General features: G+C 63.6%; 27 protein-coding genes. 20 read left to right on the forward strand and 7 right to left on the reverse strand.

What is annotated here, in order from left to right; all coding sequences use genetic code 11:
• From VNT00_RS01855 to VNT00_RS01905, 11 genes are all read left to right on the forward strand, one after another.
• Positions 1–590, forward strand: a 590-nt coding sequence (locus tag VNT00_RS01855; protein ID WP_325583927.1) for a branched-chain amino acid ABC transporter permease, incomplete at its 5' end; no start/stop codon positions are given.
• Positions 587–1339, forward strand: a complete 753-nt coding sequence (locus tag VNT00_RS01860) for an ABC transporter ATP-binding protein (RefSeq protein ID WP_325583929.1) — start codon at positions 587–589, stop codon at positions 1337–1339. The genes VNT00_RS01855 and VNT00_RS01860, both read left to right, overlap by 4 nt.
• Positions 1332–2042 carry an ABC transporter ATP-binding protein gene (locus VNT00_RS01865; RefSeq protein ID WP_325583931.1) on the forward strand — a complete coding sequence of 237 codons (711 nt, stop codon included), beginning with the start codon at positions 1332–1334 and terminating at the stop codon, positions 2040–2042. Before VNT00_RS01860 ends, VNT00_RS01865 begins: the two co-directional genes overlap by 8 nt.
• 132 nt (positions 2043–2174) lie before the next feature.
• Entirely contained in the window at positions 2175–2918 is a 744-nt protein-coding gene (locus tag VNT00_RS01870; RefSeq protein ID WP_325583932.1) for a PIG-L deacetylase family protein, read from the forward strand.
• Positions 2915–3610: a 4-carboxy-4-hydroxy-2-oxoadipate aldolase/oxaloacetate decarboxylase gene (locus VNT00_RS01875; protein WP_325583933.1), complete on the forward strand. Its 696-nt coding sequence runs from the start codon at positions 2915–2917 to the stop codon at positions 3608–3610. Before VNT00_RS01870 ends, VNT00_RS01875 begins: the two co-directional genes overlap by 4 nt.
• A 19-nt stretch (positions 3611–3629) precedes the next feature.
• Positions 3630–4718 (forward strand): 4-oxalomesaconate tautomerase, encoded by a 1089-nt coding sequence (locus tag VNT00_RS01880; protein WP_325583935.1) that lies wholly within the window; start codon positions 3630–3632, stop codon positions 4716–4718.
• 17 nt (positions 4719–4735) lie between these two features.
• Positions 4736–5455, forward strand: coding sequence for an alpha/beta fold hydrolase (locus VNT00_RS01885; RefSeq protein ID WP_325583937.1), 720 nt, complete (start codon positions 4736–4738; stop codon positions 5453–5455).
• A gap of 56 nt (positions 5456–5511) precedes the next feature.
• Positions 5512–5961, forward strand: a complete 450-nt coding sequence (locus VNT00_RS01890) for a nuclear transport factor 2 family protein (RefSeq protein WP_325583939.1) — start codon at positions 5512–5514, stop codon at positions 5959–5961.
• A gap of 1 nt (position 5962) precedes the next feature.
• On the forward strand, positions 5963–6880 hold the full coding sequence (locus VNT00_RS01895; RefSeq protein WP_325583941.1) for an NAD(P)-dependent oxidoreductase: 918 nt from the start codon (positions 5963–5965) through the stop codon (positions 6878–6880).
• A gap of 129 nt (positions 6881–7009) precedes the next feature.
• On the forward strand, positions 7010–7789 hold the full coding sequence (locus VNT00_RS01900) for a glutathione S-transferase family protein (RefSeq protein WP_325583943.1): 780 nt from the start codon (positions 7010–7012) through the stop codon (positions 7787–7789).
• A 173-nt stretch (positions 7790–7962) separates the two neighbouring features.
• Positions 7963–8496, forward strand: a complete 534-nt coding sequence (locus VNT00_RS01905; protein ID WP_325583945.1) for a 2,4'-dihydroxyacetophenone dioxygenase family protein — start codon at positions 7963–7965, stop codon at positions 8494–8496.
• A 157-nt stretch (positions 8497–8653) separates the two neighbouring features.
• Here the strand turns inward: VNT00_RS01905 and fdhA are convergent, their stop codons facing one another.
• From fdhA to VNT00_RS01940, 7 genes are all read right to left on the reverse strand, one after another.
• Positions 8654–9865: a formaldehyde dehydrogenase, glutathione-independent gene (gene fdhA, locus VNT00_RS01910; RefSeq protein WP_325583947.1), complete on the reverse strand. Its 1212-nt coding sequence runs from the start codon at positions 9863–9865 to the stop codon at positions 8654–8656.
• 143 nt (positions 9866–10008) lie between these two features.
• Positions 10009–11010: a PDR/VanB family oxidoreductase gene (locus VNT00_RS01915; RefSeq protein ID WP_325583949.1), complete on the reverse strand. Its 1002-nt coding sequence runs from the start codon at positions 11008–11010 to the stop codon at positions 10009–10011.
• A complete protein-coding gene (locus tag VNT00_RS01920; RefSeq protein WP_325583951.1) occupies positions 11007–12089 on the reverse strand; it encodes an aromatic ring-hydroxylating dioxygenase subunit alpha in 1083 nt (360 codons plus the stop codon). The genes VNT00_RS01915 and VNT00_RS01920 overlap by 4 nt, the downstream gene beginning before the upstream one ends.
• A 109-nt stretch (positions 12090–12198) precedes the next feature.
• Positions 12199–12558, reverse strand: coding sequence for a protocatechuate 3,4-dioxygenase (locus tag VNT00_RS01925; RefSeq protein ID WP_325583953.1), 360 nt, complete (start codon positions 12556–12558; stop codon positions 12199–12201).
• Positions 12559–12569: 11 nt separating this feature from the next.
• Positions 12570–13457, reverse strand: coding sequence for a gallate dioxygenase (locus VNT00_RS01930; RefSeq protein ID WP_325583955.1), 888 nt, complete (start codon positions 13455–13457; stop codon positions 12570–12572).
• A gap of 35 nt (positions 13458–13492) precedes the next feature.
• Complete coding sequence (locus VNT00_RS01935) at positions 13493–14578, reverse strand: aromatic ring-hydroxylating dioxygenase subunit alpha (protein ID WP_325583957.1); 1086 nt, start codon at positions 14576–14578, stop codon at positions 13493–13495.
• 24 nt (positions 14579–14602) lie between these two features.
• Positions 14603–15586 (reverse strand): PDR/VanB family oxidoreductase, encoded by a 984-nt coding sequence (locus VNT00_RS01940; RefSeq protein WP_325583959.1) that lies wholly within the window; start codon positions 15584–15586, stop codon positions 14603–14605.
• 263 nt (positions 15587–15849) lie between these two features.
• Here VNT00_RS01940 and VNT00_RS01945 point away from each other — a divergent pair, with 263 nt between their 5' ends.
• The 9 genes from VNT00_RS01945 (at position 15850) to VNT00_RS01985 (ending at position 25583) form a co-directional block, all read left to right on the forward strand.
• On the forward strand, positions 15850–16554 hold the full coding sequence (locus tag VNT00_RS01945) for a GntR family transcriptional regulator (RefSeq protein WP_325583961.1): 705 nt from the start codon (positions 15850–15852) through the stop codon (positions 16552–16554).
• Between the two features lie 378 nt (positions 16555–16932).
• Positions 16933–18018, forward strand: a complete 1086-nt coding sequence (locus VNT00_RS01950; protein ID WP_325583963.1) for an aromatic ring-hydroxylating dioxygenase subunit alpha — start codon at positions 16933–16935, stop codon at positions 18016–18018.
• Between the two features lie 22 nt (positions 18019–18040).
• On the forward strand, positions 18041–19009 hold the full coding sequence (locus VNT00_RS01955) for a PDR/VanB family oxidoreductase (RefSeq protein ID WP_325583965.1): 969 nt from the start codon (positions 18041–18043) through the stop codon (positions 19007–19009).
• Between the two features lie 104 nt (positions 19010–19113).
• Positions 19114–20268: an ABC transporter substrate-binding protein gene (locus VNT00_RS01960; RefSeq protein ID WP_325583967.1), complete on the forward strand. Its 1155-nt coding sequence runs from the start codon at positions 19114–19116 to the stop codon at positions 20266–20268.
• Positions 20269–20489: 221 nt separating this feature from the next.
• Positions 20490–21449, forward strand: coding sequence for a helix-turn-helix domain-containing protein (locus tag VNT00_RS01965; RefSeq protein ID WP_325583969.1), 960 nt, complete (start codon positions 20490–20492; stop codon positions 21447–21449).
• Positions 21450–21580: 131 nt separating this feature from the next.
• On the forward strand, positions 21581–22768 hold the full coding sequence (dinB, locus tag VNT00_RS01970; RefSeq protein WP_325583970.1) for a DNA polymerase IV: 1188 nt from the start codon (positions 21581–21583) through the stop codon (positions 22766–22768).
• A gap of 149 nt (positions 22769–22917) precedes the next feature.
• Positions 22918–23493, forward strand: coding sequence for a MarR family winged helix-turn-helix transcriptional regulator (locus tag VNT00_RS01975; RefSeq protein ID WP_325584230.1), 576 nt, complete (start codon positions 22918–22920; stop codon positions 23491–23493).
• A gap of 290 nt (positions 23494–23783) precedes the next feature.
• Positions 23784–24746 carry an amidohydrolase family protein gene (locus tag VNT00_RS01980; RefSeq protein ID WP_325583972.1) on the forward strand — a complete coding sequence of 321 codons (963 nt, stop codon included), beginning with the start codon at positions 23784–23786 and terminating at the stop codon, positions 24744–24746.
• Positions 24747–24761: 15 nt separating this feature from the next.
• Positions 24762–25583, forward strand: a complete 822-nt coding sequence (locus tag VNT00_RS01985) for an alpha/beta fold hydrolase (RefSeq protein ID WP_325583974.1) — start codon at positions 24762–24764, stop codon at positions 25581–25583.
• Positions 25584–25620 lie beyond the last annotated feature (37 nt).

Consider the following 25620-nt stretch of genomic DNA (forward strand, 5'->3'; position numbering starts at 1 on the left):
TGCTGCTGGAGCTGGCCAACGTGGCCAAGTCGGTCACCAACGGCGACGATGGCCTGGCGGGCTACGATATTTCGCCGATATTCGGGCTGTTCAAGTTCGACATCTACGGCCACACCGCCTTTGTCTATGCCTGTGTGGTCCTGGCGCTCATCTACGCCCTGCTCAAGAAGCTGGTCAACTCCTCTATCGGCCTCACCGCTCAGGGCATACGCGAGAATCCGGTGCGCATGCGCATGCTGGGGGTTACGGTAGAGCGGCGCCTGTGGGTGCTTTACACGATATCGGCGGCGATCGCGGGCGTGGCCGGCGGCCTGTCGGCCCAGATCAATCGCATCGTGGGCCTGGACTCGCTGTCGTTCACCTTGTCGGCCAACGTGGTGGTCATGCTGGCCCTGGGCGGCACGGGCCGTTTGTACGGCGCCTTTTTCGGCGCCATTATCTTCGTGGTGCTGTCCGACCGGGCCGCGGCGCTCGATCCCACCAACTGGTTGGCCGTGCTGGGCGTGGTTCTGATACTGATTGTGCGCTATGCCCCCGACGGCGTGGCCGGATGGGTGGCCCGGATAAGCGGCAAGGAGGGCGCAAAATGACCATCGCACTGGAACTGCGCGGTTTAAGCAAGCAATTCGGCGAGCTGAAGGTAACGCGCGACGTCAACCTGCAGCTCGCGCCCGGCGCCCGGCATGCCCTCATCGGGCCAAACGGCGCGGGCAAAAGCACCCTGGTGCACTTGATCACCGGCTTGCTCAAGCCCTCCAGGGGGCAGGTCCTGCTGTCGGGGCGCGATGTCACCGGCATGGCCTCCGAGCGGCGCGTCAAGCTGGGCCTGGCGCGCACCTTTCAAATCAATTCCTTGTTCAACCAGTTGACGGTGGGCGAGAACATCGGCCTGGCCCTGTCCGCCCGCGAAGGCATCGACAGCCGCCTGTTCTCGGGTGTTACACAGTCTTCGGCGCTCATGGACGAAGCGGCCGACCTGCTGCGTTCGCTGGGCTTGTTGGATCTGGCCGGCCGCAGCGTCGTTTCGCTGGCCTACGGGCAGCGCCGCCTGATCGAAATTGCACTGGCATTGGCGCTGAAACCCAGTGTCCTGTTGTTGGACGAGCCCGTAGCGGGCGTGCCTTCCACCGAGGGCCATCGCCTGTTCGACCTGCTGGAGCGCCTGCCCGAAGATGTCGCCACGCTGGTAATCGAGCACGACATGGATCTGGTGTTCCGTTTCGCGCGGCGCATCACCGTGCTGGTCGAGGGCGCCGTGCTGGTGGAAGGAAGCGTGGAAGAAGTGCGCAGCGACCCAAGGGTGCGCGCGGTTTACCTGGGAGAGCGCACACATGCCTGATTTGCTGGAAATTGAAAACATCGTTGCCGGATATGGCGAAACCGTGGTGCTCGAGGGCCTGTCGATGTCGCTGGATGCCGGCGAAACCCTCAGCGTCCTGGGCCGCAACGGCGTGGGCAAGACCACGCTGCTGAACACCATGCTGGGCCTGACCACGCAGCATTCGGGCGCCATCCGCTACAAGGGCCGGGACATCGGCCGCGTGGCCAGCCACGAGCGCACCCGCGCCGGGCTTGGCCTGGTAACGCAGGAACGCGACATATTTCCTTCCCTTACCGTGGAAGAAAACCTGCGTGTGGCGGCGCGCTCCGGCGACTGGGACATGACGGGCATTTACACCTTGTTTCCGCGCCTGGCCGAACGCCGGCGGAACATGGGCAATCAACTGTCGGGCGGCGAGCAGCAGATGCTGGCCATCGGCCGCGCCCTCATCGGCAACCCCCAGGTTCTGCTGCTGGACGAGCCCTTCGAGGGCCTGGCCCCGGTCATCGTGGACGGCCTGGTCGATGCCTTCCGCAAGCTGAGCCAGGCCGGGCGGATGGGCATCGTGCTGGTCGAGCAGCACGCCGAGCTGGCCCTGGAGCTTACCGAAAGAACCATCGTCCTGGATCGCGGGCAAATCAGCTGGCAGGGCCAGAGCAGCGTCTTGCTGGACGACCCCGAACAACTGGCCCGCCTCATCGGGCTGGCCGCGGAGCCCTGAGGCTCCGCGGCGCGCGGCGGCTTGCTATAAGCGAATCGCACGACATGAAAGGCAAAGTCACTGGCGGGGCCCCGCCCCTGTTTGGCATACTGGGCTCCGCCACCTCATTGTTCAAGCTTATACGGATACAACATGACTGAAACCATAAAAACACCCAAGGCGGGTCTTGTGATCAGCGCCCATTCGGCCGACTTCGTATGGCGGTCGGGCGGAGCCATTGCCACCCACGTTCGCCAGGGATACCGCATGAAGGTCGTCTGCCTGTCGTTCGGCGAGCGCGGCGAGTCGGCCAAGCTCTGGCGCAAGGGCAACATGACGGAAGCCAAGGTCAAGGAGGCGCGCCGCGAAGAGGCGCAGAAGGCCGCCGACATCCTGGGCGCCGAAATCGAATTCTTCGACCTGGGCGACTACCCCATGCGCGTCAACGACGAGGCGCTGATGCGCCTGGTCGACGTGTACCGCGACGTGCTGCCGGCATTCGTGCTGAGCCACTCGGTCAAGGACCCCTACAACTTCGACCACCCGCTGGCCATGCACGTGGCGCAGGAAGCGCGCGTCATCGCCCAGGCCGAAGGCCACAATCCGGGCCAGAAAGTGGTGGGCGCCCCGCCTGTATACGCCTTCGAGCCGCATCAAACGGAACAGTGCGAGTGGGTTCCCAATACCTTCCTTGACATCACCGATGTCTGGGACCTGAAGCGCCAGGCCATCGAATGCATGGCGGGGCAGGAACATCTGTGGGAATACTACACGCGCGTTGCGCTGCAGCGCGGCGTGCAGGCAAAGCGCAACATCGGCATCACCGCCGCCCGCAATATTGAATATGCCGAAGGCTATATGCGCCTTACGCCTTCGGTCGTCGGAGACCTGTCATGATACGTGGAGTCGTCGTACGCAATGTGCCGCGCGCCAGCGCGGCCGATATCGAAATCCTGCAGAAGGCCGGCTCGGCCACCGTGCATGAAGCGCAAAGCCGCCTGGGCCTGCTGGCCCCGTATATGCGTCCCATCTGGGATGGCGCCGCGATCGCGGGCTCGGCCATCACCGTGCTGACGGCGCCCTCCGACAACTGGATGCTGCATGTGGCCGTCGAGCAATGCCGCGAAGGCGACGTCCTGGTGGTTGCGCCCACCTCCGAATGCCTGGACGGCTATTTCGGCGAGCTGCTGGCAACCTCCCTGGCGGCGCGCGGCGTGCGCGGCCTGATCATCGACGCGGGCTGCCGCGACATCAAGGCCTTGAAGGAAATGGGCTTCCCCGTGTGGTCCAAGGCGGTTTCGGCCCAGGGCACGGTCAAGGAAACACTGGGCTCGGTGAACGTGCCGGTGGTATGCGCCCAGCAAATCGTCCACGCGGGCGACGTCATCGTCGCCGACGACGACGGCGTCGTGGTGGTTCCGGTTGCCAATGTGGCCAAGGTGGCGGTTGCGTCGCAGGCCCGGCTCGACAAGGAAGCCGTGACCCGCAAGGTCCTGGCCGGTGGAACCCTTGGGCTCGACTACTACAAGATGCGCGAAAAGCTCGAGGCCAAGGGCCTGCGCTACGTCGATTCCCTGGAAGATATTTAACGCGGCAAAGGAAGCAGCCATGCAAGTCCGGATTCCATGTGTGCAGATGCGCGGCGGCACCTCCAAAGGCGCGTATTTCCTGGCTTCGGATCTGCCCGCCGATCCAGCGGTGCGCGACCGCGTGCTGCTGGCCGTGATGGGTTCGCCCGACATCCGCCAGATCGACGGCATAGGCGGCGCCGATCCGCTGACCAGCAAGGTGGCCATTGTTTCGGCCTCGAGCCGGCCCGATGCCGACGTTGATTACCTGTTCGCCCAGGTGGTGGTGAACGAAGCGCGCGTCGACTACGGCCAGAATTGCGGCAATATGCTGGCGGGCGTCGGGCCCTACGCCATCGAGACCGGCATGATCGCCGCCACGGGCGACACGACGCGCGTGGCCATCCATATGGTCAACACCGGGCAGATCGCCGTGGCCTCGGTGGCCACGCCCGGCGGCCATGTGGAGTACGACGGCGACCAGCGCATCGATGGTGTGCCCGGCACGGCCGCGGCCATTCCCCTGGAGTTCCGCGATACGGCCGGTTCCAGCTGCGGCGCCTTGCTGCCCACCGGCAATGCCCAGGATGTCATCGACGGCATTGCGGTAACCTGCATCGACAATGGCATGCCGCTGGTGCTGATGCGGGCCCAGGATCTGGGGCGCAGCGGCTACGAAACCCGCGCCGAGCTGGACGCCGACGACGAACTCAAGAAGCGGATCGAGGCCATTCGGCTCAAGGCCGGGCCCATGATGAACCTGGGCGACGTGGCCGCGCGCACCGTGCCCAAGATGTGCCTGGTTTCGCCGCCCACGCAAGGCGGCGCCATCAACACGCGCAGCTTCATTCCGCATCGCTGCCATGCTTCCATCGGCGTGCTTGGCGCGGTCAGCGTCGCCACGGCCGTGGCCGTGCCCGGTTCGGTGTGCGAAGGCGTGGCGGTCATGCCCGCAGGCGATGCGCCCACACTGGGCATCGAGCACCCCACCGGCGAACTCAGCGTGCAGCTCAACCTGGATCGCAGCGGCGGTTCGGTGCAAGTAAGCAGCGCCGCCCTGATACGCACCGCGCGCTGGCTGTTCGACGGCCATGTGCACGTGCCGCAGCGCGTCTGGCCGGGCAAATAACATAGCAAAGTAGAGATATGTCGAAAGAAAAACTGGTTTTGCTTCCGGGCCTGTTGTGCGACGAAGCCGTATGGGCCGATCAGCGCGAGGCGCTGGCGTTACGCGCTGATACGTTCGTTCCCGATTACAACGACCTGGATTCCATCGCCGGCATGGCGAAAAAGGTGCTTGAAACGGCGCCTTACCCCGAGTTCTCGCTGGCCGGCCACTCCATGGGCGGCCGGGTCGCCCTGGAGGTCGTTCGCCAGGCTCCGCAGCGTGTGAAGCGCCTGGCCTTGCTGGACACCGGCTACGAAGCGATTGCCAAGGGGGAGGCCGCCGAGGCCGAGCGCGACAAGCGCATGAAGCTTCTGGCCGTGGCGAAAGAGCAGGGCATGCGCGCCATGGGCGGCTTATGGGCGCCGGGCATGGTTCATCCCGATCAGGTCGGCACCCCCTTGTATGAAGCCGTTCTGGACATGATCGAGCGCCGCACGCCAGGGCAATTCGAAGCGCAAATCAAGGCGCTGCTGGTCCGCCCCGATGCCACGCCGGTATTGCGGGCGCTGGCTTGCCCCACCGTGTTCATTTGCGGGCGTCAGGACTCATGGAGCCCCTTGCCGCGCCACGAAGCCATGCTGGCATTGGTGCCGCCAGGGCTTGGCTCCCTGCATGCCATCGAAGACTGCGGCCATATGTCCACCATGGAAAAACCGCAGGCCGTGTCGGATATTCTGGCGCGGTGGCTGGCCGCATAGGGTTCGCGCTGGCGCGCAGCGCCGGGGCATGGAATATCAAGAACAAGGATGAACTCATGAGCAATATCGAATCCCCCGAAGGACTCGCCGTGGTTCAGGCGGCATGCCGCGAACTGGTGGCGCGCTCGGCCTATTGCGTCGACCAGCAAGACTACCAGGCCTTTGCCGAGCTGTTTGCCGAGGACGGCCGCCTGGCGCGTCCGGGCGGCGCCTGGCTGAGCGGGCGTGCTGAAATCCTGGCCTCTTACCAGGGCCGGCCCGCCGACCGGATTACCCGGCACGTGGTCGGCAATACCGTGTTCATCGATACCCAGGCTGGCTCGGCCAAGGCGGTGAGCTATCTGGTGCTATGGAGCACCAGCGCCGGCGAAGCCGTCGAGGCCTTCGGCCGCAAGGCCAACGCGCGCCAGGTGCTGGGCGAGTTCCACGACAGCTTCGTCAAGACGGAACAAGGCTGGCGGATCGCCCAGCGCGAAGCCGAATTCATCATGTACAAGGATCAATGAAATGAGTGCAACGCTTCCCACATTGAACAGCATTGCCCTGGTGGGCTTCGGCGAAGCTGGAACCCTGCTGGCCGAGGGCTGCGTCAAGGCCGGCGCCAAGGTTTCCACTTACGACATCAAGGTCGGCGACGCTGCCCTGCGTCCGGCCCTGGCCGAGCGCGCCGAGACCTTGGGCGTCGTGCTGCACGACAGTCTTGAAAGCGCGGTGCGTGGCGCGGATCTCGTCATTTCCGCGGTAACGGCCAGTTCCGCCCGCGCGGCGGCGGAGTCCGCCGCCGAGTTCCTGAAGCCGGGCCAGTATTTCATGGACATCAATTCGGTGTCGCCGGCCACCAAGGGCATCGACCGCGACGCCATCGAGCGTTCGGGCGCCTTCTATGTGGAGTCCGCCGTCATGGCGCCGGTGCCGCCCTATGGGCTGAAGGTGCCCATGCTGCTGGGCGGCGCGCAAGCGGCCGTGCTGTCGGAAAGCCTGAACAAGCTGGGTTTGCGCACGCGGGCCGTGGCCACCAGGGTGGGCGTGGCCTCGGCCATCAAGATGTGCCGCAGCGTCATGATCAAGGGCATCGAGGCCCTGACGGTGGAATGCATGACCGCGGCGCGCCGCTACGGCGCCGAGAAGGAAGTGCTGGCTTCGCTGGCCGAAACCTTCCCCAGCATGGGCTGGACGGAAGAACTGCCCGATTACCTCATCAGCCGCGTCGCCGAACACGGCCGCCGCCGCGCCGCCGAGATGCGTGAAGTGGTCGAGACTCTGCAGGATGTCGATATCGCCCCGCTGATGTCCAGCGCCACAGCGCAGCTGCAGGACGCTTTCGTGGATCGCATGCAGGAGCTGGGCGTGGCTTACCCTGTCGGCGAAAAATTCGTCTGGCCCCAGTTTGTCGATGCCTTGCAAGGGAAGAAAAAGACCGGTTGACGTGGCGGGCTTCGCTCAATATTATTGTCCGGATCAGCATTTGACTCAGAGTCAGGCGGGCTAGTGCACGGTCCGCCGGCGGCAATTTCTTCCCTCGGTCTCGAGCACCGGGGTTTCACAGGACACCTGATGAGCGAACCGAATTTTTCAACCTCTGGCCATGGCATCCACTTGTTTCATGGCCTAGCCTCCACATGTTCAAAAAAAGTACGTCTGTGCTTGTATGAAAAGGGCATTCCCTTCGAAAGCCACATGCTGGATCTGCAGAAGTTCGAACAGCACCGGCCCGAGTACCTTGCCATCAATCCGAACGGCGTGGTGCCCGCGCTATTGCACGAGGGGCGGCCCGTTGTCGAATCTTCCATCATCATCGAATACCTCGACGACTGTTTTCCGCAAAACCCGCTGAAGCCGCAGGACCCCTACGAGCGCTACCAGATGCGCCTGTGGATCAAATATTCGGACGAGGTCGCCTACAAGGCGGTTTACGCTCCGACATGGCAAAAGCTCCGAGGCCGTGCATCGGCGGGCCTCGATTCGGAGAAGCTGCGGGAAACGCTTTCGCGGATACCCACGAAAGAGCGCCGTGACCGCTGGGAGAAGATGGCCCAGGGCGGCTTCACCGAGGATGAGCTGCGCGACGCGGTCGACAAGATGCAAGGCTGTTTGAACCAGGTCGAGTCGAACCTGGCCGAACGCAAATGGCTCGGTGGAAGCACATACTCCCTGGCGGACATCGCAATGGTGCCGTTCATCGACCGCATCATGAACTTGCGGCCGGACTTCATGCCGGACGGCACCTATCCGCGCTTGAAAGAGTGGTACGAGCACATGCGCGAGCGGCCCGCCTTCCAGAAGGCATTTCAATTCAAGGATGATCCCAGGGCGGCCGAACTGCCTAATCTTTGACCGCACGCCAAAGCGCAAGCCTCGGACCCCGGGCCGAGGTCAAGCGAGGTTTGGCGATGAAAAAAACGGCCCAAGGCTTGTGTTTGCGTTAAGCTTATCTGGTTTCCAAGCGGAATAAACCGTTCATACGCGGTTATCGCATCGCGCACTGTTTTCATGACCAGGAGACCACTATGGCCGACGCACCCACTACCGAATTTTGGAAAGACATCCCCGCCATTTCCGACGTGTTCAAGCCGGACGCCCTGCCCGAAGCCTATATCGCCAACGCCCCGACCGACGATGAACGGTATTACGTGCCTTTTTCCGACACGGTATCGTCCCGCCCCCTGTGGATCTCGCCCACCCAGAACAAATGGGCCGACATCCTCATGGCCAAGTCCGCCGGACTGGTCAATCGCCACTACCACCCGCACGAAGTTTTCGCCTTTACCATCTCGGGCAAATGGGGCTACCTGGAACATGACTGGACCGCCACCGCCGGCGATTTCGTTTATGAAACCCCGGGTGAAGGCCATACGCTGGTTGCCTACGAACACAAAGACCCCATGAAGACCTTCTTCATCGTCAAGGGCCCGCTGATCTGGCTGGACGACAATGGCGACGCCAACGGCTATTTCGACGTACACGACTACATCAAGATGTGCCGCGACCATTACGAGAAAGTCGGCATCGGCGCCGATTACATCGATACGCTGTTCCGATAAAACCGCCGCGAAAGCTCAGGCCAATCCGTAGTGAATATGAAAAAACCCCCGGTTTTACCCGAGGGTTTGTCGGCAGCCTGGGCAGGCAAGGCTTGTGCGGGCCTTGCTTGTTAACGGCATGCCGCATTGCGGCACAGTGCAGGGGCTTATTTACCCCTTACGCCGCCTTGCGCAGATGCCCCAGCTGGTTGTGCGGATCGATGACGAATTTCTTGGGTGCGCCAAGATCGAACTCGTGGTAGCCGCGCGGGGCGTCGTCCAGCGTAATGACCTGCACGCCGACGACTTCGGCGATGTTGATGCGGTCCCACAAAATAGCCTGCATGAGCGCGCGGTTGTACTTCATGACCGGAGTCTGGCCGGTGAAGAAGCTGTGCGACTTGGCCCAGCCCAGGCCGAAGCGCACGCTGAGCGAGCCGGTTTGCGCGGCCTTGTCGTGGGCGCCGGGGTCCTCGGTGACATACAGGCCCGGAATGCCGATCTTGCCGGCGGCGCGGGTGATGTTCATGAGCGAGTTCAGCACGGTGGCGGGTGCCTCGGTTTGCGAGCCGCTGTGGCCGTGGCCGCGCGCTTCGAAACCGACGGCGTCGATGGCGCAGTCGACTTCGGGGGTGCCCAGGATGGCGGCGATCTGGTCGCCCAGCGGGGTGTCGAGCGAGACGTCGACGACTTCGAAGCCGACTTTCTTGGCGTGCGCCAGGCGGTCGGCGTTGAGGTCGCCAACGATGACGACGGCCGCGCCGAGCAGGCGGGCGGAAGCCGCGGCCGCCAGTCCCACGGGGCCCGCGCCAGCCACGTAAACCGTGCTGCCGGGGCCTACGCCGGCCGTGACGGCGCCGTGGAAGCCGGTGGGCAGGATGTCGGACAGGCAGGTGAGGTCGCGAATTTTCGCGATGGCCTGGTCTTTATCGGGAAACTTGAGCAGGTTGAAATCGGCGTAGGGCACCATGACGTATTCGGCCTGGCCGCCGATCCAGCCGCCCATGTCGACGTAGCCGTAGGCGCCGCCGGCGCGCGAAGGGTTGACGCTGAGGCAGACGCCGGTGTCCTGCTCTTTGCAGGTGCGGCAGCGGCCGCAGGCCACGTTGAAAGGCACCGAGACCAGGTCGCCTTTTTTCATGTTCTCGACATCGCGGCCGACTTCAAGGACTTCGCCGGTGATTTCGTGGCCCAGGATGAGGCCGGTGGGAGCGGTCGTGCGTCCGCGCACCATGTGCTGATCCGAGCCGCAGATGTTGGTGGATAGAACCTTGAGGATCACACCATGGCCGGCGGTCTTGCCGGCGGGGGTGACCAGTTCGGGGAAGGGAATGGATTGGACCTCGACCTTGCCGGGTCCAACGTAAGCCACGCCTCGGTTTGACGCCATTTGCATGCTCCTTTGGGTTTCGTAACTACAGGCTTGGATGCCGTTCGGACTGTCTTGTACAGTCCACTGAATGTTACTGGTTGGCGGGAAAAAATCAATAGTTGTTTACGCTTTGTGGCTATTCTTTGTACGGCAGTATCGGCTCATGACGCAAGGACATCCGTTTGCGCCAGGTCGGGGTCGCCGCGCCAGGGTGGTTCGATGGTGATGCTGCCTTGCGCCATGCGCGATACGCAGGTGCATATTTTGCCGCCCTGGGCATGCTGCTCGCGGGTGAAGAAGACATCGCGGTGGTCGGCCGTGCCGTCGGTGGCCAGCACATCGACGGCGCACAGCCCGCATTCGCCGCGGCGGCAGTTGGACACCATGGCGACGCCTGCCTCGGTCAGGGCGTCGAGCATGGATTGTTCCGCCGGCACCTGGATCTCCAGGCCAAGCCGCGGCAGGCGGACGGTGAAGTCCGCCGCGGGATAGCGGCCGCTGGAGCCGAAGGTTTCGTAGCGCAGCCGCGAGCTTGCGCGTCCGGCCGCGAACCAGTGCGTGCGCACGGCTTCCATGAGGCCCATGGGGCCGCAAAGATAGAGCTGGTCGGTGTCGGCCAGCGCGGCGATTTCGCCGGGAATGTCGATGCGCTGGTTCCGGGCGGAGACAAAAACGCGCAGTCGGTTGCCCAGCAGCTCCTGCAGCTCGGCCAGATAGGCAAGTTCGGCCTCGGTGCGCACGGCGTAGGCCATGCGCACGTCGGCTCCGCTGCCGGCCAGCGCGCGGGCCACGCTGAGCAGGGGCGTGATGCCTATGCCGCCCGCGATCAGCAGATAGCGGGCGGAGCCGTAGACGGGCGCCAGGTCGGACGCCGGCGCGGTGGCCTTGAGGCGCGCGCCTTGCGCCAGCGACCACATATAGCGCGAACCGCCGCGGCTGCTCGGCACATGCTTGACGGCGATGGTTGCATTGGCGCCTTCGCAGCGCACGACGGAATACGAGCGCGAGTCGGGCTGGCCGTTGGCCATGACCTGGACGTCGATGTGCGCGCCCGGGTCGGCGTGCACGGCTTGCGGGTATTGCAGCTGGAATTCCCGCACTGTGGGCGTGAGGTCGCGGACGGCCAGGACGGTGGCGTCGAGCCAAGTGTCGTGGGTATTCATGCGCCGACAGCCTCCCGGGGAACGACGGCTGGCTGCTGCGCGCCGGACAGCTCTTTGTCCACCATGCCGTCGATGAGGCGCCTGGCCCATAGAGAGCCGGCATCGATGTTCAGGTTGTAGAACTCGCGGCCCGGATTGGCGTCCATGGCGCGCTGCTGGGCTTCGATGATGGTTTCGTCCTCGAGCAGAATGCCGCGCGCCGCCTGCAGGACTTCGCGCGTAATGCGCTGTTCGCGCACCCGGTAGTTGCGCAGGTGGCACCAGAAGTAGTAGCTGGTTTTTTCGGTGGAAGGGGTGGGAATGTGGATGACCCACATTCCCACGCCCTGGCTGCGGTCGCCCTGGGGCGCGCCGCTGCCGGCCGGGGCGACGCCGACGTCGAGCAGTATGGTTGCCGGAGCCTTGAAATGGATGATCTGCCAGCGGTCGACCGGGCCGGGCTTGCCGAGCTGGGCGCCCCAGAAGGCGGGGGCTTCTTCGCCCAGCACCCAGCGGCGCACCGTGGCCGTGGTTTCGCCGTGCACGGCATCGAAGGGCGCTTCGGCCAGCGCCTCGTTGCCGATGCTGGAGCCGTGCACATAGGTTTCATGAGTAAGATCCATGAGGTTGTCGAGGATGAGCCGGTAGTCGGCCTTGACCTCGACCATGCTGCCGTCGCCCGCCCAGTCGGCGTCATCCATCCAGGGCAGGCTGGGAACCTTGGCGGGATCGGCCAGGGCCGGGTCGCCCGGCCAGACCCACACGAAGCGGTGGCGCTCCACGACAGGAAATGAGCGCACACAGGCCGAGGGGTTGATGGTTTCCTGGCTGGGCATGTGGGTGCAGCGGCCGTCGGCGTTGAAATGCATGCCGTGGTAGCCGCAGCGCACGCCGTCGCCCACCAGTGTGCCGAGCGACAGCGGCACCAGGCGATGCCAGCAGGCGTCGGCCAGCGCCACGGCTTGGCCGTCCTGCTTGCGGTAAAGCACCATTTGCTGGCCGCAGATGCTGCGGGCCAGCAGCGTGCGGCCGACTTCGGCATCCCAGGCGGCTACGTACCAGGCGTTCAAGGGAAAGGTGGGACGCGGCGTCGACGTCATGCTTGTCTCCATGGATTGTTATCGGATTCTGGCGGCCGGGTGCCGCCCGGCCATCGGGGCTGATCCGCTATGCGGGCCAGCCCCAGGGTTTAGGGTCTGTCAACAGGCCCTAGCGCGATTCGGGCACGCGGCGCGTCTGCATGAATTCTTCGAAGCTTTCGCCGCGCATGATGGCGTAGACCTCGAGATTGGTCTTGCGCGCCACGCGGGCGAATTTTTCCAGCACGAAGAAATTGGCGCCGTACTGCACCAGGCCCAGCCAGTCCTGCTTGCGCAGGAGCTCTTTTTCGGTGTCGTTCAGCCCGGCCTCCTGCATGACGGCCTCGGGGTCGGCCAGGTAGCGTTCGCGCCATTCCTTGCCGATCATTTTCCAGAGGAAGCGGTTGAGCTTGAGCGTTTTATTGCTGATGCGGATGTCGAAGGCATAGGTGCCGCTCAGTTGTTCGATGCCTTTCAGTTGCGGATTCATGGCTTGCTTCCTTATGCGGGCACGCTGGCCGTGCTGGACCGGGCCGCCTGCTGCGCAGGCTCTTCGCCTTCTTCGAAGAGGACGACGGTCATGGCCGTGGTGGTGGCCAGGTAGTAGTTCTGATGCAGCTTGCGGATTTTCTCGGGCATGGCGCCGCGCATGGCCAGCCACATGATCTGTTCCACGCTTTCCGCCCCGCCAAGGCGCACGAAATCGGCATGGGTCAGCTGGGTGAGCTTTTCGGGCTCGAACTGCAGCTGCCGCAGGAACTCGAGATCCCATTCCTCGTTGTTGAAGCCGGTGCGTTCGCCGTGGATCTGGTGCGACAGGCCGCCCGTGCCGACGATGACGACCTTGAGGTCTTCGGGATAGGACTCGACCGCGCGGCGTATGGCCTGGCCCAGCTTGTAGCAGCGGCGGGCCGTGGGCAGCGGGTATTGCAGCACGTTGACGGCGATGGGCACGATGGCGCCGGGCCAGTCCGGCTCGTGCGGCCAGAGCAGCGGCAGGGGCGAGGCGCAGCCGTGGTCGATGGGCTTTTCCTGGAAGATGGTGAGGTCGAATTCGTCGTTGACCAGCGATTCGGCGATATGGCATTGCAGGTCGACATTGCCCTTGATGGCGGGCAGGTTGCGCAGTCCCGCGCCTTCGTCGGCCACGGGAAAGCGTTCGCCGACGCCAAGCGCGAACGTGGGGTACATGTCGAAGAAAAAGGTGGTGGCGTGGTCGTTGTAGATGAAGACCAGCGCATCGGGTTTTTTCTCGGCCAGCCAGGCGGCCACCGGCTTGTAGCCTTCGAACAAAGGCGCCCAGGCCGGGTCGTTCTGACGGCCCTTGTCGTAGGCGACGCCGATGGTTGGAACGTGCGAGGTCCCGATGCAGCCGATGATTTTAGCCATGATGGATTCCGTAATGAGTTGATGCGCCTTGGCGCTCAGGCGTATTGGTAATTGGCCTCGGCCGATGCCAGTTGATGCAGCACCTTGCGCATCATCAGGCCGGGTTTGTCCGGGGCGAAGTTCAGGTCGAACTGGGGCTCGACATCGGTTTGCACTACATTGAGGATGGCTTCGAGCGCGTCGACGTCTTCAAGGTAAGCCTTGTTGGAGGCTTCGTAAAGGAATTTGTCGGTTTCGGCGTTGTCCAGGTCGAAGTTGCGCGAGTTGAACCACCAGTAGTGGATGCGTCCGTTGGATTCGGGCGTGATCAGGTGCGTGATGTTGAAGCGGTAGATCGAGGGCCTGCCTGCGGCGGGCTCGTGGTCGATGATCTGCGCGAACGCGGTATGGACGGCCGGCGAGGCGAAGCGGGCTTCCGACAGGCGGTCGACGTTCTTGTGCATGAGGTTGGTGGGAATGCCGTAGATGCCCGGAGGCGGCGAGTTCTTCAGCGAGCGGTCGATGATGACGACGTCGCCCTCCTGGCGCACCTTGAGCTTGGAGCGCGCGTATTCCAGCGTGCCCACGGTGCCCGGATGCAGGAAGGGGAAGTGGGTTTGATCGAGCAGGTTCTCGTGCATGGCCACGTAGTCGGAATTGAGCGGGAACGTGCCGCAGACGCTTTTCCAGGCGGGGTCGGCCAGCCAGCTGGTGTCGGGGATTTTGCTTTCGTCGGCCAGGTCGGGGTTGCCCATCCAGATCCAGACGATGGGGCCGCGTTCGGCAATGGGAAACGAGCGCACGTTGGCGTTGGCCGGCACGATGGGCATGGAGGGCATGTTGACGCAGCGGCCCGAGGGGTCGAATTGCATGCCGTGGTAGCCACAGATCAGCACATCGCCTTCCAGGCGGCCTTTGGCCAGGGGGAAAGAGCGGTGCGGGCAGCGGTTGCGCACGGCCACCGGCTCGCCGGCCATGGTACGGTACAGCGCCACGTCGGTGCCCAGGAAGCGGCGGCTGATGACGTCGCGCGAGATTTCCGAGCTGAAGCCGGCCACGTACCAGCAGTTCTTGACGAGCGGCGTGGCATTGTCGGCGTATCCGCCGGGTTCGAAGGTGAAGTCAACATCGGTATAGCTCATGGTCTTTCTCCAGGTTATGGGGTGTCAGGCGTCCAGGACCAGCCGTGATCCGGTGGTCCGTGAAACGCAGATGCAAAGGGTTTTGCCGGAAGCGCGCTCCTCTTCGTCGAGATAGCGGTCGCGGTGGACGAGTTGGCCGTCGTTGTCCAGGACATCCAGGGGACAGAGCCCGCATTCGCCGCGGCGGCAGTCCGACAGCACGTGCACGCCGGCGGCAGTCAGTGCGTCGAGGATGCTGGTGTCGCGCCCGACGTGGATACGCCGGCCCGATGCCTTGAGCTCCACGTCGAAGGCGACGTCGTCGACGCCCGGCCCCGATGAAAAGAGTTCGTTGCGGATGCGGGACGGGTCCCAGCCCAGTTCCTGGGCGGCTTGTTCCGCGGCCTTGACCATGGGCGCCGGCCCACAGACGTAGACATTGGCGCCTTCGGGCTGGCTGGCCAGCAGGGCGCGCAGGTCGAGCAGGTTCTTGCTGTCGGCGCCGCTGACGTGGATGCGCGCATTGCCGGCGCCCAGGCGCAGGACGTCCTGGCGATAGGCCATGTCGGCGGCGACGCGCCCCGAATAAACCATTTCGAAATTCCGGCCGCGCCGGACCAGGCTGCGCAGCATGGACAGAATGGGGGTGATGCCGATGCCGCCGGCGATGAGCAGGCTTTTGGAGTCGCGCCTGTCCAGCGGGAAATGATTCTTGGGGTGGGAAACCTGCAGCGTGGTGCCGATGGCGAAGGTGTCGTGGATGTGCGCCGAGCCGCGCTGGCGGTCTTCGCGCTGCACGGCGATGCGGTAGATGTCGGGCGTGTCGTCCCAGTTGCCGGCGCCGCCTATCAGCGAGTAGTGGCGCACGATGGGGCCGCTGACAGGCGATTCGGTGTGCAGTTCGACGTGGGCGCCGGGTTCGAAGGGGGGCAGCGCGCCGCCGTCCTGCGAGCGCAGGAGGTATTCGCGGATTCGCGGGGTAAGCTGCCGGATGCCGGCGACCACCACGTTCAGATTGTTCTTGGCCAAGATAGGAGCTCCGATGCCTTGGGCCGTTTTCGGGGGAAAAGGGCCTGTTTGTCCTTTGGTTTTATTATTTGGGATCCCAAATAATAGGTTTTATCGGGTTTGTTTGTCAGAATATACTATATTTGGATCCATTTTGGGATTCTTTTTTTGTTATGATCATCAAAAGAAAGTCGTTTTCCTGATCTTCCGGCCAATGCGAAGCCTTGCTCTTGTGCAATAAGGCCGAGCAAGGCTTATTTTGGGGGCCCGAGCCCCTCGATTCCATGACTCAGCCATCATCCGTCATCGTGCGTCTGCGTGAAATGATCTTGCGGGGCGAGCTCGTGCCCGGCGAGCGCATGCCCGAGGCGGAACTGGCCGCGCGCCTTGGCGTCTCGCGCACCCCTGTGCGGCAGGCCTTGCCGGCCCTGGCCCAGGAAGGCCTGCTGGTGCCTGCCGGCAAGCGCGGCTATTCGGTGCGGGCCTTTACCACCCAGCACAGTCTGGACGCCTTGCGCATCCGTTCGGTGCTGGAGGGGTTTGCCGCGCGCACCGTGGCCGACCGCGGGGCGTCGCCCGCATTGCTTGCCGCCCTGAAGGCCTGCCTGTACGAAGGCGATGTCATCTTCGCCGGCCGGGTGCTGCAAGAGGACGACGAGCTGCGCTATGCGGAAATGAACGCCCGCTTCCATCTGCTTATCATGGAAGCCGCCCAGATGCCGCTGCTTGAAAGCCTGACCGAGCGCTGCAACCTGGTGCCCTTCACCGCGCCCAAGAGCATTGCGTTTTCCAGCACCAGCAAAGACCGGATGTTCGACTTCCTGTTCTATGCCCATGGCCAGCACCACAATATCGTCGAGGCCATCGAGGCCGGGCAGGGCGACCGGGCCGAATTCCTGTTCCGCGAGCATGCCTATACCCAGGAAAAAAGCCAGACGGCGAACCCCGCCATGGGGCCTATCATGGCCTTGCGCAACGAAGCCGCCTGAAGCCGCCCGAGCTCCTGCCGCCGGGCCCTGAAATTCTGTTGTCCAGGATGGAACAAAAGCTTGACCGCCATGGTCGGGCGCGCTGTGCGTTCCTTCATGCCGCGAAGACCCCTCAAGCTCCAGGGTTTCTGGCAAGATATTGAAAATAAATAATATTTCGGGATTTGCCGGCGCTTGAATGAGGCGTTTCGGGCAGCCCGACACCCCTGTTTTCAAACTTGCCAAGTGCCTTTCCGGGCCGCTCTTTCGGCCCTGCTTCACTCCTATACTCGTCTCCATATTCACGCTGCGCCTGGCCTTTGGGGCACCGCAAGCGCCCACGCTGCGCCGCTGATGCGGCTGGCTGCTCCCCGGGTTGGATCTTTTCAGGAGATGAACATGTTTTTAAAAAACTGCTGGTACATGGCAGGCTGGGACTACGAACTGATCGACAACAAGTTCCTGTCCCGCAAGTTGCTGAACGAGCCCATTTTGTTCTTTCGCGGGGCAAGCGGAAAAGTCGTCGCGCTGGAAGACCGCTGCTGTCATCGGGGCGCGCCGCTTTCCCTGGGCCGGCGCGAAGGCGACAGCGTGCGCTGCATGTACCACGGGCTGAAGTTCGACGCCTCGGGCAAGTGCATAGAGATTCCCGGCCAGGAAATGATACCGCCCAAGCTGGGGGTGCGTTCCTACCCCATCGTCGAGCGCGACCACCTTGTCTGGATATGGATGGGCGATCCGGCGCTGGCCGACGAGTCCCAGATCATCGACTTCCCCTATTTGAGCGATCCGGCCTGGCGCGGGCAGCCCGATTACATCCACTACGATTCGAACTACCTGCTCATCGTGGACAACCTGAGCGACTTCGCCCACCTGGCCTGGGTGCACACCCACACGCTGGGCGGCTCGGAGGAATACGCCTACAAGACCAAGCCCGCGTCCGTCGAGCGCCTGGAGCGCGGCTTCCGGGTGACGCGCTGGCACATGAACAGCGCGCCGCCGCCCTTCCACCGCAAGGTCATCGACAACGACGACAATGTGGATAGGTGGAACGTGGGCCACATGCAGATCCCGGGAATATTTTTCCTGGAGAGCGGGTTTGCGCCGGCCGGTTCGGGCGCGGAAAGGGGCAACCGGGAAGGCGCGAAGGAATACCGCAACTGCCAGTTCATCACCCCGGAAACCGAAAGCACGACGCATTTCTTTTTCAGCTACCTGCACAACTTCGAGGTCGACAACTACAACGTCACGCTTTCCCTGCACGACAGCCTGATCGAAGGCTTCATGGAGGACAAGCACATCATCGAGCGCCAGCAGCGGGTGCTGGACGAAGACCCGCAGTTCAAACTGCTGGCCATCGCCGCCGACGGCCCGCTGTCGCACTTCCGCTGGACGCTGGACAAGCTGATTGCGCAGGAGCAGCAGCAACAGCCGGCGCTGCAGGCCCAGCAGGTGCACCGCAAGCCCTCGGCGGCGGTGGCCTGATGCCGGCGAGGAGAAATTGCTGATGAGTCTTGCGCCAACGGAAAAGCTCACGGTGAAGGTCGCCGGCTATGTGGCGGAGGCCAAGGATGTCGTGCTGCTAGAGCTGCGGGACGTTCATGATGGCGTCTTGCCGCGTTTCGAGCCGGGGGCGCATATCGAGATGCACCTGCCCAACGGCCTGATCCGGCATTATTCGCTGTTGAACGACAGCCGCGAAACCGATCGCTACGTCGTGGCGGTGGGCAGGGCCGCCGATGGGCGCGGAGGCTCGGACTATGTGCACCAGAGGCTGGCTCAGGGGGCGCAGTTCCAGATCGGCGCGCCGCGCAACAACTTCCCCCTGGATCCGCAGGCCGAATCCTATTTGTTCATTGCCGGAGGCATAGGCATTACCCCCATCATGTCCATGATCCGGTGGTGCTGCGCCAACGGGCGCGCGTGGCGGCTGGTGTATGCCGCGCGCAGCCGGCAGCGCGCGGCCTTGTACGAGGACATCCGGCTTCTGGGCGGCGCCAACGTGCATTGGCATTTCGACGACGAGCGCGGCGGCCACCTGCAGGCCGGGGATTTCGTGCGCGACCTGGGCCGGGGCGAACAGATCTACTGTTGCGGGCCGCAGCCCTTGATGCAGGCGGTGCAGGCGGCTTGCGCCGGCCATCACGACGGCATCGCGCATTTCGAGTGGTTTTCCGCGCCCGACACCGAGGCGCGGCCGGCCGAGTCCGGCGCGTTCGAAATCCAGTTGCGGCGCAGCGGCGTCTCGTTCATGGTGCCGCCCGACAAAAGCATTCTGGAAGTCCTGGAGGAAAACGGTTTCAGCATTCCCTTTTCGTGCCGCGAGGGAACTTGCCGTACTTGCGAAACCGGTGTTTGTTCGGGCACTCCCGAACATTTCGACTACGTTCTGTCCGCCGAGGAACGGGCGGCGGGCAAGTCGATGATGGTGTGCGTTTCCAGAACCAGCGATCCGGTGTTGTGCCTGGATCTGTAAGGCCTTGCATGGTAATGGATTCTGTTGTGATGGCGATTCGATGGCGATTGCGCCGAAGCGCCTGAATATTGCATCGTATTTTTATAAATCAAAAGGAGACTGATTTGAGAAACTTACTACGCTTGAGCGCCGTCCTTGCCGGTGTGTTCGTCTCGACCGCGTTGTACGCCCAAGTGCGCGTAGGCCTGACGCTGTCCACCACGGGGCCGGCCGCGTCGCTGGGAATACCCGAACAAAATACCGCGGCCCTGCTTCCCAGGGAGATCGGCGGGCAGAAGATCGACTACATCATTCTCAACGATGCGTCGGACACCACGGTGGCGGTGAAGAACACGCACAAGCTGATCAACGAAGACAAGGTCGACGCCATCATCGGCTCGACCATCACCACCAATTCGCTGGCCATGATCGACACTGTGGGTCCGGCCGGCGTGCCCATGATCAGCGTGGCGGCTTCCAAGCATATTGTTTCGCCCATGGATGCGAACCGCCATTGGGTTTACAAGACGGTGCAGAACGATTCGTTGCTGACTGAGTCGGCCGTCAGGCACATGGCGGCCCATGGCGTGAAGACCGTGGCGTATATTGGCTTTTCCGACGGCTATGGCGACAGCTGGCTTCAGGAACTGACCCAGATGGCCGGGAAACATCACATCAAGGTGGTGGCGAACGAGCGCTATGGCCGTACGGATTCCTCGGTCACCGGCATCGTGCTCAAGGCCATGGCCACCAAGCCCGACGCCGTCTTCATCGGCGCTTCGGGAACGCCCGGGGCGCTGCCGCAGATGGCGCTGGTGGAGCGCGGCTACAAGGGCAAGATCTACCAGACGCAGGGCGTTGCCAACCAGGACTTCCTGCGGGTTTGCGGCAAGAGCTGCGAAGGCACCTTCATCGCCGTGGGGCCGGCCATGGTTGCCGCTCAGCTGCCCGACAGCCATCCGGCCAAGGCCGTGGCCCTGGACTACATCAAGCATTACGAGGCTAAATACGGCGCGGGATCGGTGTCGCCGTTCGGCGCGCACGTCTGGGACGCCGGACGCCTGCTTCAACGCGCCATTCCCCTGGCTTTGAAGCAGGGCAAGCCCGGCACCAAGGAGTTCCGCTCGGCCCTGCGCGACGCGCTGGAGCAGACCAAGGACCTGGCCGTCGCCAATGGCGTGCTCAACATGACTCCGCAGGATCATGCGGGCTTCGACGCCCGGGCGGTCGCCATGATCCGCATCGAAGGCGGCAAGTGGAAGCTGGTGCCGACCGATTAGGCCCTGGTTGCGCGGTTCGGGTAATCCATGATGTTTCAGGGGGGGGCGCTCGCGCCGACATCGAGCGGCCCCCCGATCGCTGATTATCCCGATTTCCGGCGCCGGGCAATCATGGTATACATCGAGAGCATCGGGAGCTGCGGCACGGCTCCCGATGTTGGCTTTTCAGGTGGCGTTTGCCGCAGACCGGGCAGCGGCCCGGACTCTCGATCGAGGATGACATGCCGTCACTCTATTCAACCTCCCGTTTACGCAACAAGGATCCGTCGTCCTACTGGCAGGACACGATCTCCCGCACCTTCGTGCCCTGCGTCACCACGCTGCCCTCGAACTTCCGGGGGGCCGTGTCGGTCAGCGAAGTCGGCGCCATATCCTGCCATCACGTCGCCGCCACCAGGCATCGGGCCAGCCGCTCGGCCGCCGATATCGGTTCCCACCACAAAGACGTCGTCCTGCTTACGCTGGTGACATCCGGCGTCGAGCGCGTGGTGCAGGATGGCCGCGAAGTCGTCCTGCGCAAGGGGGATTTCGCCTTCCACGATTCCACCCGCCCTTATTCGCTGTACTTCGACACCGAATTCTCGCAAGTCATCTACCAGATTCCCCGCAGCCTGCTGCGGCAGCGCCTGGGTTCGTTCGAAAGATACACCGCTGTCAAGCTGTCGTCGGACGAGCAGGTGGGCAAGCTGACTTCGAGCTTCCTGCTGGGCCTTTCCAGGCTCGACAAGCGGGTCGATCCGCTTATCGGCGAGAGGCTGGTCGACCAGACGGTCGATCTGCTGGCCATGGCCTTCAGCTCGCAGCGCGGGCCCGTGGATGCCAGCAGGTCTTCGCATCGCGCGGCGCTGCTGTACCGGGCCAAGCTGTTCATCGAGTCGCGTTTGCGCGGAACGGTCGCGTCGGCCGACGTCGCCGAACTGCTGGGCTGCTCTGCGCGCTACGTCAACGACTTGTTCGCGGACGAAGGCATGTCGGTGGGCAATTACGTATTGCAGCGCCGCCTGGAAAAATGCCGCGACGACCTGGTCGACAATACCACGCGCCGGCGGGTCAGCCAGATCGCCTATGGCTGGGGCTTCAACAGCATTGCGCACTTCAGCCGGGCGTTCCGGGCGCGCTACGGCATGAGTCCCACCGATTATCGCGTACGGCACGGCGTCCCTGCCGCGCCGGCCGACTGATTCGGATGCGCCGCCGCGATGGCGGGAATCCCGCCTTGCGGCTCCGCCCGGCCACAAGGCGTGCGGCACGCGGCCGCTGGCGATACACTGAAGGCCGTGGCGCTGCGTATGGCGCCTGCCGTCCTTGCACCATGAATCCAACCAATACTTCCCCTCGTGCCGAACGCCGCATTGCGCATCTGGATATGGATGCGTTTTATGCGTCGGTGGAGCTGCTGCGCTATCCGGAATTGCGCGGGCAGCCGGTGGTGATCGGGGGGCGTTCGGTGCATCAGCCTGGCGCTGGCGAAGACGGCGTCCGAACGTATGCGCGCCTGCGCGACTACGTGGGACGGGGCGTCGTAACCACCTCTACCTACGAAGCGCGCGCCCTGGGCGTGTTTTCGGCCATGGGAATGATGAAGGCGGCGCAGTTGGCCCCCGACGCCATCCTGCTGCCCGCGGACTTTACCGCCTACCGGCACTATTCACGCCTGTTCAAGGCGGCCGTGGCCGAGCTGGCGCCGCGCATCGAAGACCGCGGCATCGACGAAATCTACATCGACCTGACGGATCACCCCGAGCCCAGCCTGGAAATCGCGCAGCGCCTCAAGGCGGCGGTGAAGCAGGCGACGGGCGGCCTGATCTGCTCCATTGCCATTTCGCCCAACAAGCTGCTGTCCAAGATAGGCTCCGAACTGGACAAGCCGGACGGGCTGACGCTGCTGACCATGGACGACCTGCCCTCTCGCATCTGGCCGCTCCCGGTGCGCAGGATCAACGGCATAGGCCCCAAGGCGGGCGTCAAGCTGCAGGCGTTGGGCATCGAGACCATAGCCCAGCTTGCCGGGGCCGAGCCCGACCTGCTGCAGGAGCATTTTGGCCTGACCTATGCGCGCTGGCTGCTGCAGGTAGCTCACGGCCAGGACGATCGTTCTGTGGTGACGCATTCCGAGCCCAAGTCGCTGAGCCGCGAAACCACGTTCGAGCGCGACCTGCACGTGGTGCACGACAGGGCCATGCTGTCGGAGGTCTTTCTGCGCCTGTGCACCCAGGTGGCCGGCGACCTCGATCGCAAGGGCTATATGGGACGCACCATTGGCATCAAGCTGCGTTTCGACGATTTCCGCACGGTGACGCGCGACCTGACCCTGCCTGTGCAAACGGCCGACGGCAAGGAGATTCATCGCGCGGCGGGCCAATGCCTGAAGCGTGTCGTGCTGGATCACCGCATACGATTGCTGGGGGTGCGGGTAGGCAGTCTTTCCAGGGCCGATACGCAGCGGCAAGGCAACGGCGGCGGCCGGAGTTTCTCGCAAGGAGAATTGTTTGCGGAATGATGCGATAGTGATGAAGGAAGTTCAGCGAGCGGCCATCCAGGCGCCATGGTTGTTGCTGCATAAAGGTAAAATGCTCTGTATACTGAGTATTTCGAACGATTGGAACCTGCGAGGGCGACGGTAATATGACAGAGGCACACAAGCGGTTGATGCAGGCAGCGCAGGCCGACGATGCTGCAGCGGCCGAGAGCGCGGCACCCAGATCCACCGCCAGGCATGGTTTTTCCAATAGCCACGATTCCGCCAAAAACGATACGGCGCTCGAGCCCTTCAGTCAAGGCCTGTGGGCGCGCCCGGGCTTCCTGGTACGCCGCCTGAATCAAATCCACTACGCCATGTTCTTCGAAGAGTGCAAGGAAGAGAACGTGACGCCCGTGCAATACGGCATCCTGACCGTGCTGTCCGCCAACCCTTGGCTGGATCAGACGGCCATTGGCTACGAGGTGGGCCTGGATCGCACCACGTCCGCCGACGTCATCAAGCGCCTCGAGGAAAAAGGCCTGCTGGAGCGGCGGATCAATCCGCTGGACCGTCGTTCGCGCCAGGCGGCGATAACGCCGGAGGGGCAGCGCGTCATGGAGCTGCTCAAGCAGGGCATGGCCCGCGCCCAGCAGCGCCTGCTCGACCCCTTGTCGCTGCGCGACCGCAAAATCTTCATGTCGCTGCTGGTCGAACTGGTCGACGCCAATAATCAATACGGCCGGGCCGTGCTCAAGTCCATCTAGACGCCTGTTTTCGGTTTCCTTTTAAGGGTTTGCCCGATATGGCAAACCATGGAAATTCAAATAAATTGTCAGTATACTGACTTAATCCGCATCCACATCCGCTAATGCCGCGGCACGGGAAGTCCTGGGTCTGCATGCCGGAATTCATGTGTACCGCGGCCAAGGCAGGTATTTCTCATTTTTCCGGCGAGGGAAAATCGCCGCCATTATTGTTAGTGTACTGAGAAAAATTTGCCATTCCGTAATGGCTGCAAAGCGATGCGGCTGTCAGTGATACGAGGAGATTTGTAGTGAGTCGAATACGAAAGATTGCGTTTGAGGAACATTTTTCGGCAGTGGGGTTCGAGGCGTACTCCAAGGCCTTCGTCGGGCAGATCGATCCGGCGGCCGCCGCCCAGCTCAATGCGCGCCTGGCCGACTTCGACGCAATGCGCCTGCAGGACATGGATCAGGCGGGCATCGACTATGTCATTCTTTCCCAGACCGGACCGGGTGTGCAGGTCGAGCCCGACACGGCCGTGGCCATTGCCCGGGCCCGCGAAAACAACGATTTTCTGGCGGCCAAGGTGGCGGGCAATCCAAGCCGGTTCGGCGGTTTCGCCAGCCTGCCCATGCAGGATCCCAAGGCGGCGGCCGACGAGCTGGAGCGCACCGTCAAGGAGCTGGGCTTCAAGGGGGCGCTGGTCAACGGCCATACCAACGGCGTCTATTACGACGGGGCGGCCTATGATCCGTTCTGGGAGCGCATGCAGGCGCTGGACGTGCCGCTTTACCTGCATCCCTTCGACGCCTATGGCGCCACCTATGCCTATTCGGGACACCCGGAAATAGCGGGCGCCACCTGGGGCTGGGGGGTGGAAACCGCAACCCACGCGCTGCGCCTGCTGTTCGGCGGCGTGTTCGACCGCTACCCGCGCCTGAAGATAATACTTGGGCACATGGGCGAAGGCCTGCCTTTCCAGCGCTGGCGCTTCGATAGCCGCTTTGCCGTCTATCCGAATGGCGTTACGCTGGAACGCGCGCCGTCCGAGTACATCGGCACGAACATCGTCATCACCACCTCGGGCGTGTGTTCCCCCGGGGCCTTGATGGGCGCGATTGCCGAAATGGGGCCCGAGGCGGTGATGTTCTCGGTGGACTACCCCTATGAGTCCAGTTCGATAGCGGCGGATTTCATCGAGCAGGCGCCCATGGACGACGCCACGCGGCACCTGGTCTGCCATGGCAATGCGGAACGTCTGTTCAAGCTTTAATCGGGGAAACCAAGCATGAGTACATATCTATACGGCGCGAACGTTCACGCCAACGGCATCCGGCAGCATTACCTGCGCTACGGCGGAGCGGAAGGCGCACGCGCCCGGCGCGACGCCGTCATCATCGTGCCGGGTATCACCAGCCCGGCGATAACCTGGGGGTTCGTCGGTGAGCGCTTCGGGCAGCAGTTCGACACCTATGTGCTGGACATACGCGGACGCGGCCTGTCCGAGGCGTCGGACACGCTGGACTACAGCCTGGACGCGCAGGCAGCCGACGTCGTCGGCTTTGCCAAGGCGCTGGGCCTGTCCCGATACAGCATCGTCGGCCATTCCATGGGCGCCCGCATCGCCATCCGGGCGGCCCGTTCGGCGCCGGCGGGGCTGACCCGGCTGGGGCTGGTCGATCCCCCGGTATCCGGGCCGGGGCGGCGCGCCTACCCCTCCAAACTGCCGTGGTACGTGGATTCCATGGCGCTGGCGCGCAAAGGCTGCGACCTCGAGGCCATGCGGGCGTTCTGTCCAAGCTGGACCGACGAGCAACTGGCCTTGCGGGCCGAGTGGCTGCACACATGCGATGAACGCGCCATTTTGACGAGCTTCGAAGGCTTCCACACCGACGACATCCACGCCGACCTGCCGCATATCAAGGTACCTGCGCTGCTCATGGCGGCCGAGCGCGGCGACGTCATCCTGGAAGACGATGTCGCCGAAATACGCCGCCTGCTGCCTGGCGTGGAGACCATTCGCGTGCCGGCCGCGGGGCACATGATTCCGTGGGACAACGAAGAGGGCTTCTACCAGGCGTTCGGCAATTTCCTGGGCGCCGCGCTCTGATTCTGATTCCGGCGGCCGGAGGCCGCCCGCAAATAGG

Origin of the sequence: Eoetvoesiella sp. (assembly GCF_035555955.1) — a bacterium.
Classification (GTDB): Bacteria; Pseudomonadota; Gammaproteobacteria; order Burkholderiales; family Burkholderiaceae_B; genus Eoetvoesia.

What these genes read in the sequence shown, in the direction of transcription:
- VNT00_RS01975 (WP_325584230.1), top strand. Translation starts at nt 22,918, where the DNA reads ATGCAGGCAGCGCAGGCCGACGATGCTGCAGCGGCCGAGAGCGCGGCA.
- VNT00_RS01905 (WP_325583945.1), top strand. Translation starts at nt 7,963, where the DNA reads ATGGCCGACGCACCCACTACCGAATTTTGGAAAGACATCCCCGCCATT.
- VNT00_RS01915 (WP_325583949.1), bottom strand. Translation starts at nt 11,010, where the DNA reads ATGAATACCCACGACACTTGGCTCGACGCCACCGTCCTGGCCGTCCGC.
- VNT00_RS01885 (WP_325583937.1), top strand. Translation starts at nt 4,736, where the DNA reads ATGTCGAAAGAAAAACTGGTTTTGCTTCCGGGCCTGTTGTGCGACGAA.
- VNT00_RS01945 (WP_325583961.1), top strand. Translation starts at nt 15,850, where the DNA reads ATGACTCAGCCATCATCCGTCATCGTGCGTCTGCGTGAAATGATCTTG.
- dinB (WP_325583970.1), top strand. Translation starts at nt 21,581, where the DNA reads ATGAATCCAACCAATACTTCCCCTCGTGCCGAACGCCGCATTGCGCAT.
- VNT00_RS01900 (WP_325583943.1), top strand. Translation starts at nt 7,010, where the DNA reads ATGAGCGAACCGAATTTTTCAACCTCTGGCCATGGCATCCACTTGTTT.
- VNT00_RS01880 (WP_325583935.1), top strand. Translation starts at nt 3,630, where the DNA reads ATGCAAGTCCGGATTCCATGTGTGCAGATGCGCGGCGGCACCTCCAAA.
- VNT00_RS01860 (WP_325583929.1), top strand. Translation starts at nt 587, where the DNA reads ATGACCATCGCACTGGAACTGCGCGGTTTAAGCAAGCAATTCGGCGAG.
- VNT00_RS01935 (WP_325583957.1), bottom strand. Translation starts at nt 14,578, where the DNA reads ATGAGCTATACCGATGTTGACTTCACCTTCGAACCCGGCGGATACGCC.
- VNT00_RS01950 (WP_325583963.1), top strand. Translation starts at nt 16,933, where the DNA reads ATGTTTTTAAAAAACTGCTGGTACATGGCAGGCTGGGACTACGAACTG.
- VNT00_RS01965 (WP_325583969.1), top strand. Translation starts at nt 20,490, where the DNA reads ATGCCGTCACTCTATTCAACCTCCCGTTTACGCAACAAGGATCCGTCG.
- fdhA (WP_325583947.1), bottom strand. Translation starts at nt 9,865, where the DNA reads ATGGCGTCAAACCGAGGCGTGGCTTACGTTGGACCCGGCAAGGTCGAG.
- VNT00_RS01865 (WP_325583931.1), top strand. Translation starts at nt 1,332, where the DNA reads ATGCCTGATTTGCTGGAAATTGAAAACATCGTTGCCGGATATGGCGAA.
- VNT00_RS01895 (WP_325583941.1), top strand. Translation starts at nt 5,963, where the DNA reads ATGAGTGCAACGCTTCCCACATTGAACAGCATTGCCCTGGTGGGCTTC.
- VNT00_RS01955 (WP_325583965.1), top strand. Translation starts at nt 18,041, where the DNA reads ATGAGTCTTGCGCCAACGGAAAAGCTCACGGTGAAGGTCGCCGGCTAT.
- VNT00_RS01890 (WP_325583939.1), top strand. Translation starts at nt 5,512, where the DNA reads ATGAGCAATATCGAATCCCCCGAAGGACTCGCCGTGGTTCAGGCGGCA.
- VNT00_RS01930 (WP_325583955.1), bottom strand. Translation starts at nt 13,457, where the DNA reads ATGGCTAAAATCATCGGCTGCATCGGGACCTCGCACGTTCCAACCATC.
- VNT00_RS01870 (WP_325583932.1), top strand. Translation starts at nt 2,175, where the DNA reads ATGACTGAAACCATAAAAACACCCAAGGCGGGTCTTGTGATCAGCGCC.
- VNT00_RS01920 (WP_325583951.1), bottom strand. Translation starts at nt 12,089, where the DNA reads ATGACGTCGACGCCGCGTCCCACCTTTCCCTTGAACGCCTGGTACGTA.
- VNT00_RS01925 (WP_325583953.1), bottom strand. Translation starts at nt 12,558, where the DNA reads ATGAATCCGCAACTGAAAGGCATCGAACAACTGAGCGGCACCTATGCC.
- VNT00_RS01875 (WP_325583933.1), top strand. Translation starts at nt 2,915, where the DNA reads ATGATACGTGGAGTCGTCGTACGCAATGTGCCGCGCGCCAGCGCGGCC.
- VNT00_RS01985 (WP_325583974.1), top strand. Translation starts at nt 24,762, where the DNA reads ATGAGTACATATCTATACGGCGCGAACGTTCACGCCAACGGCATCCGG.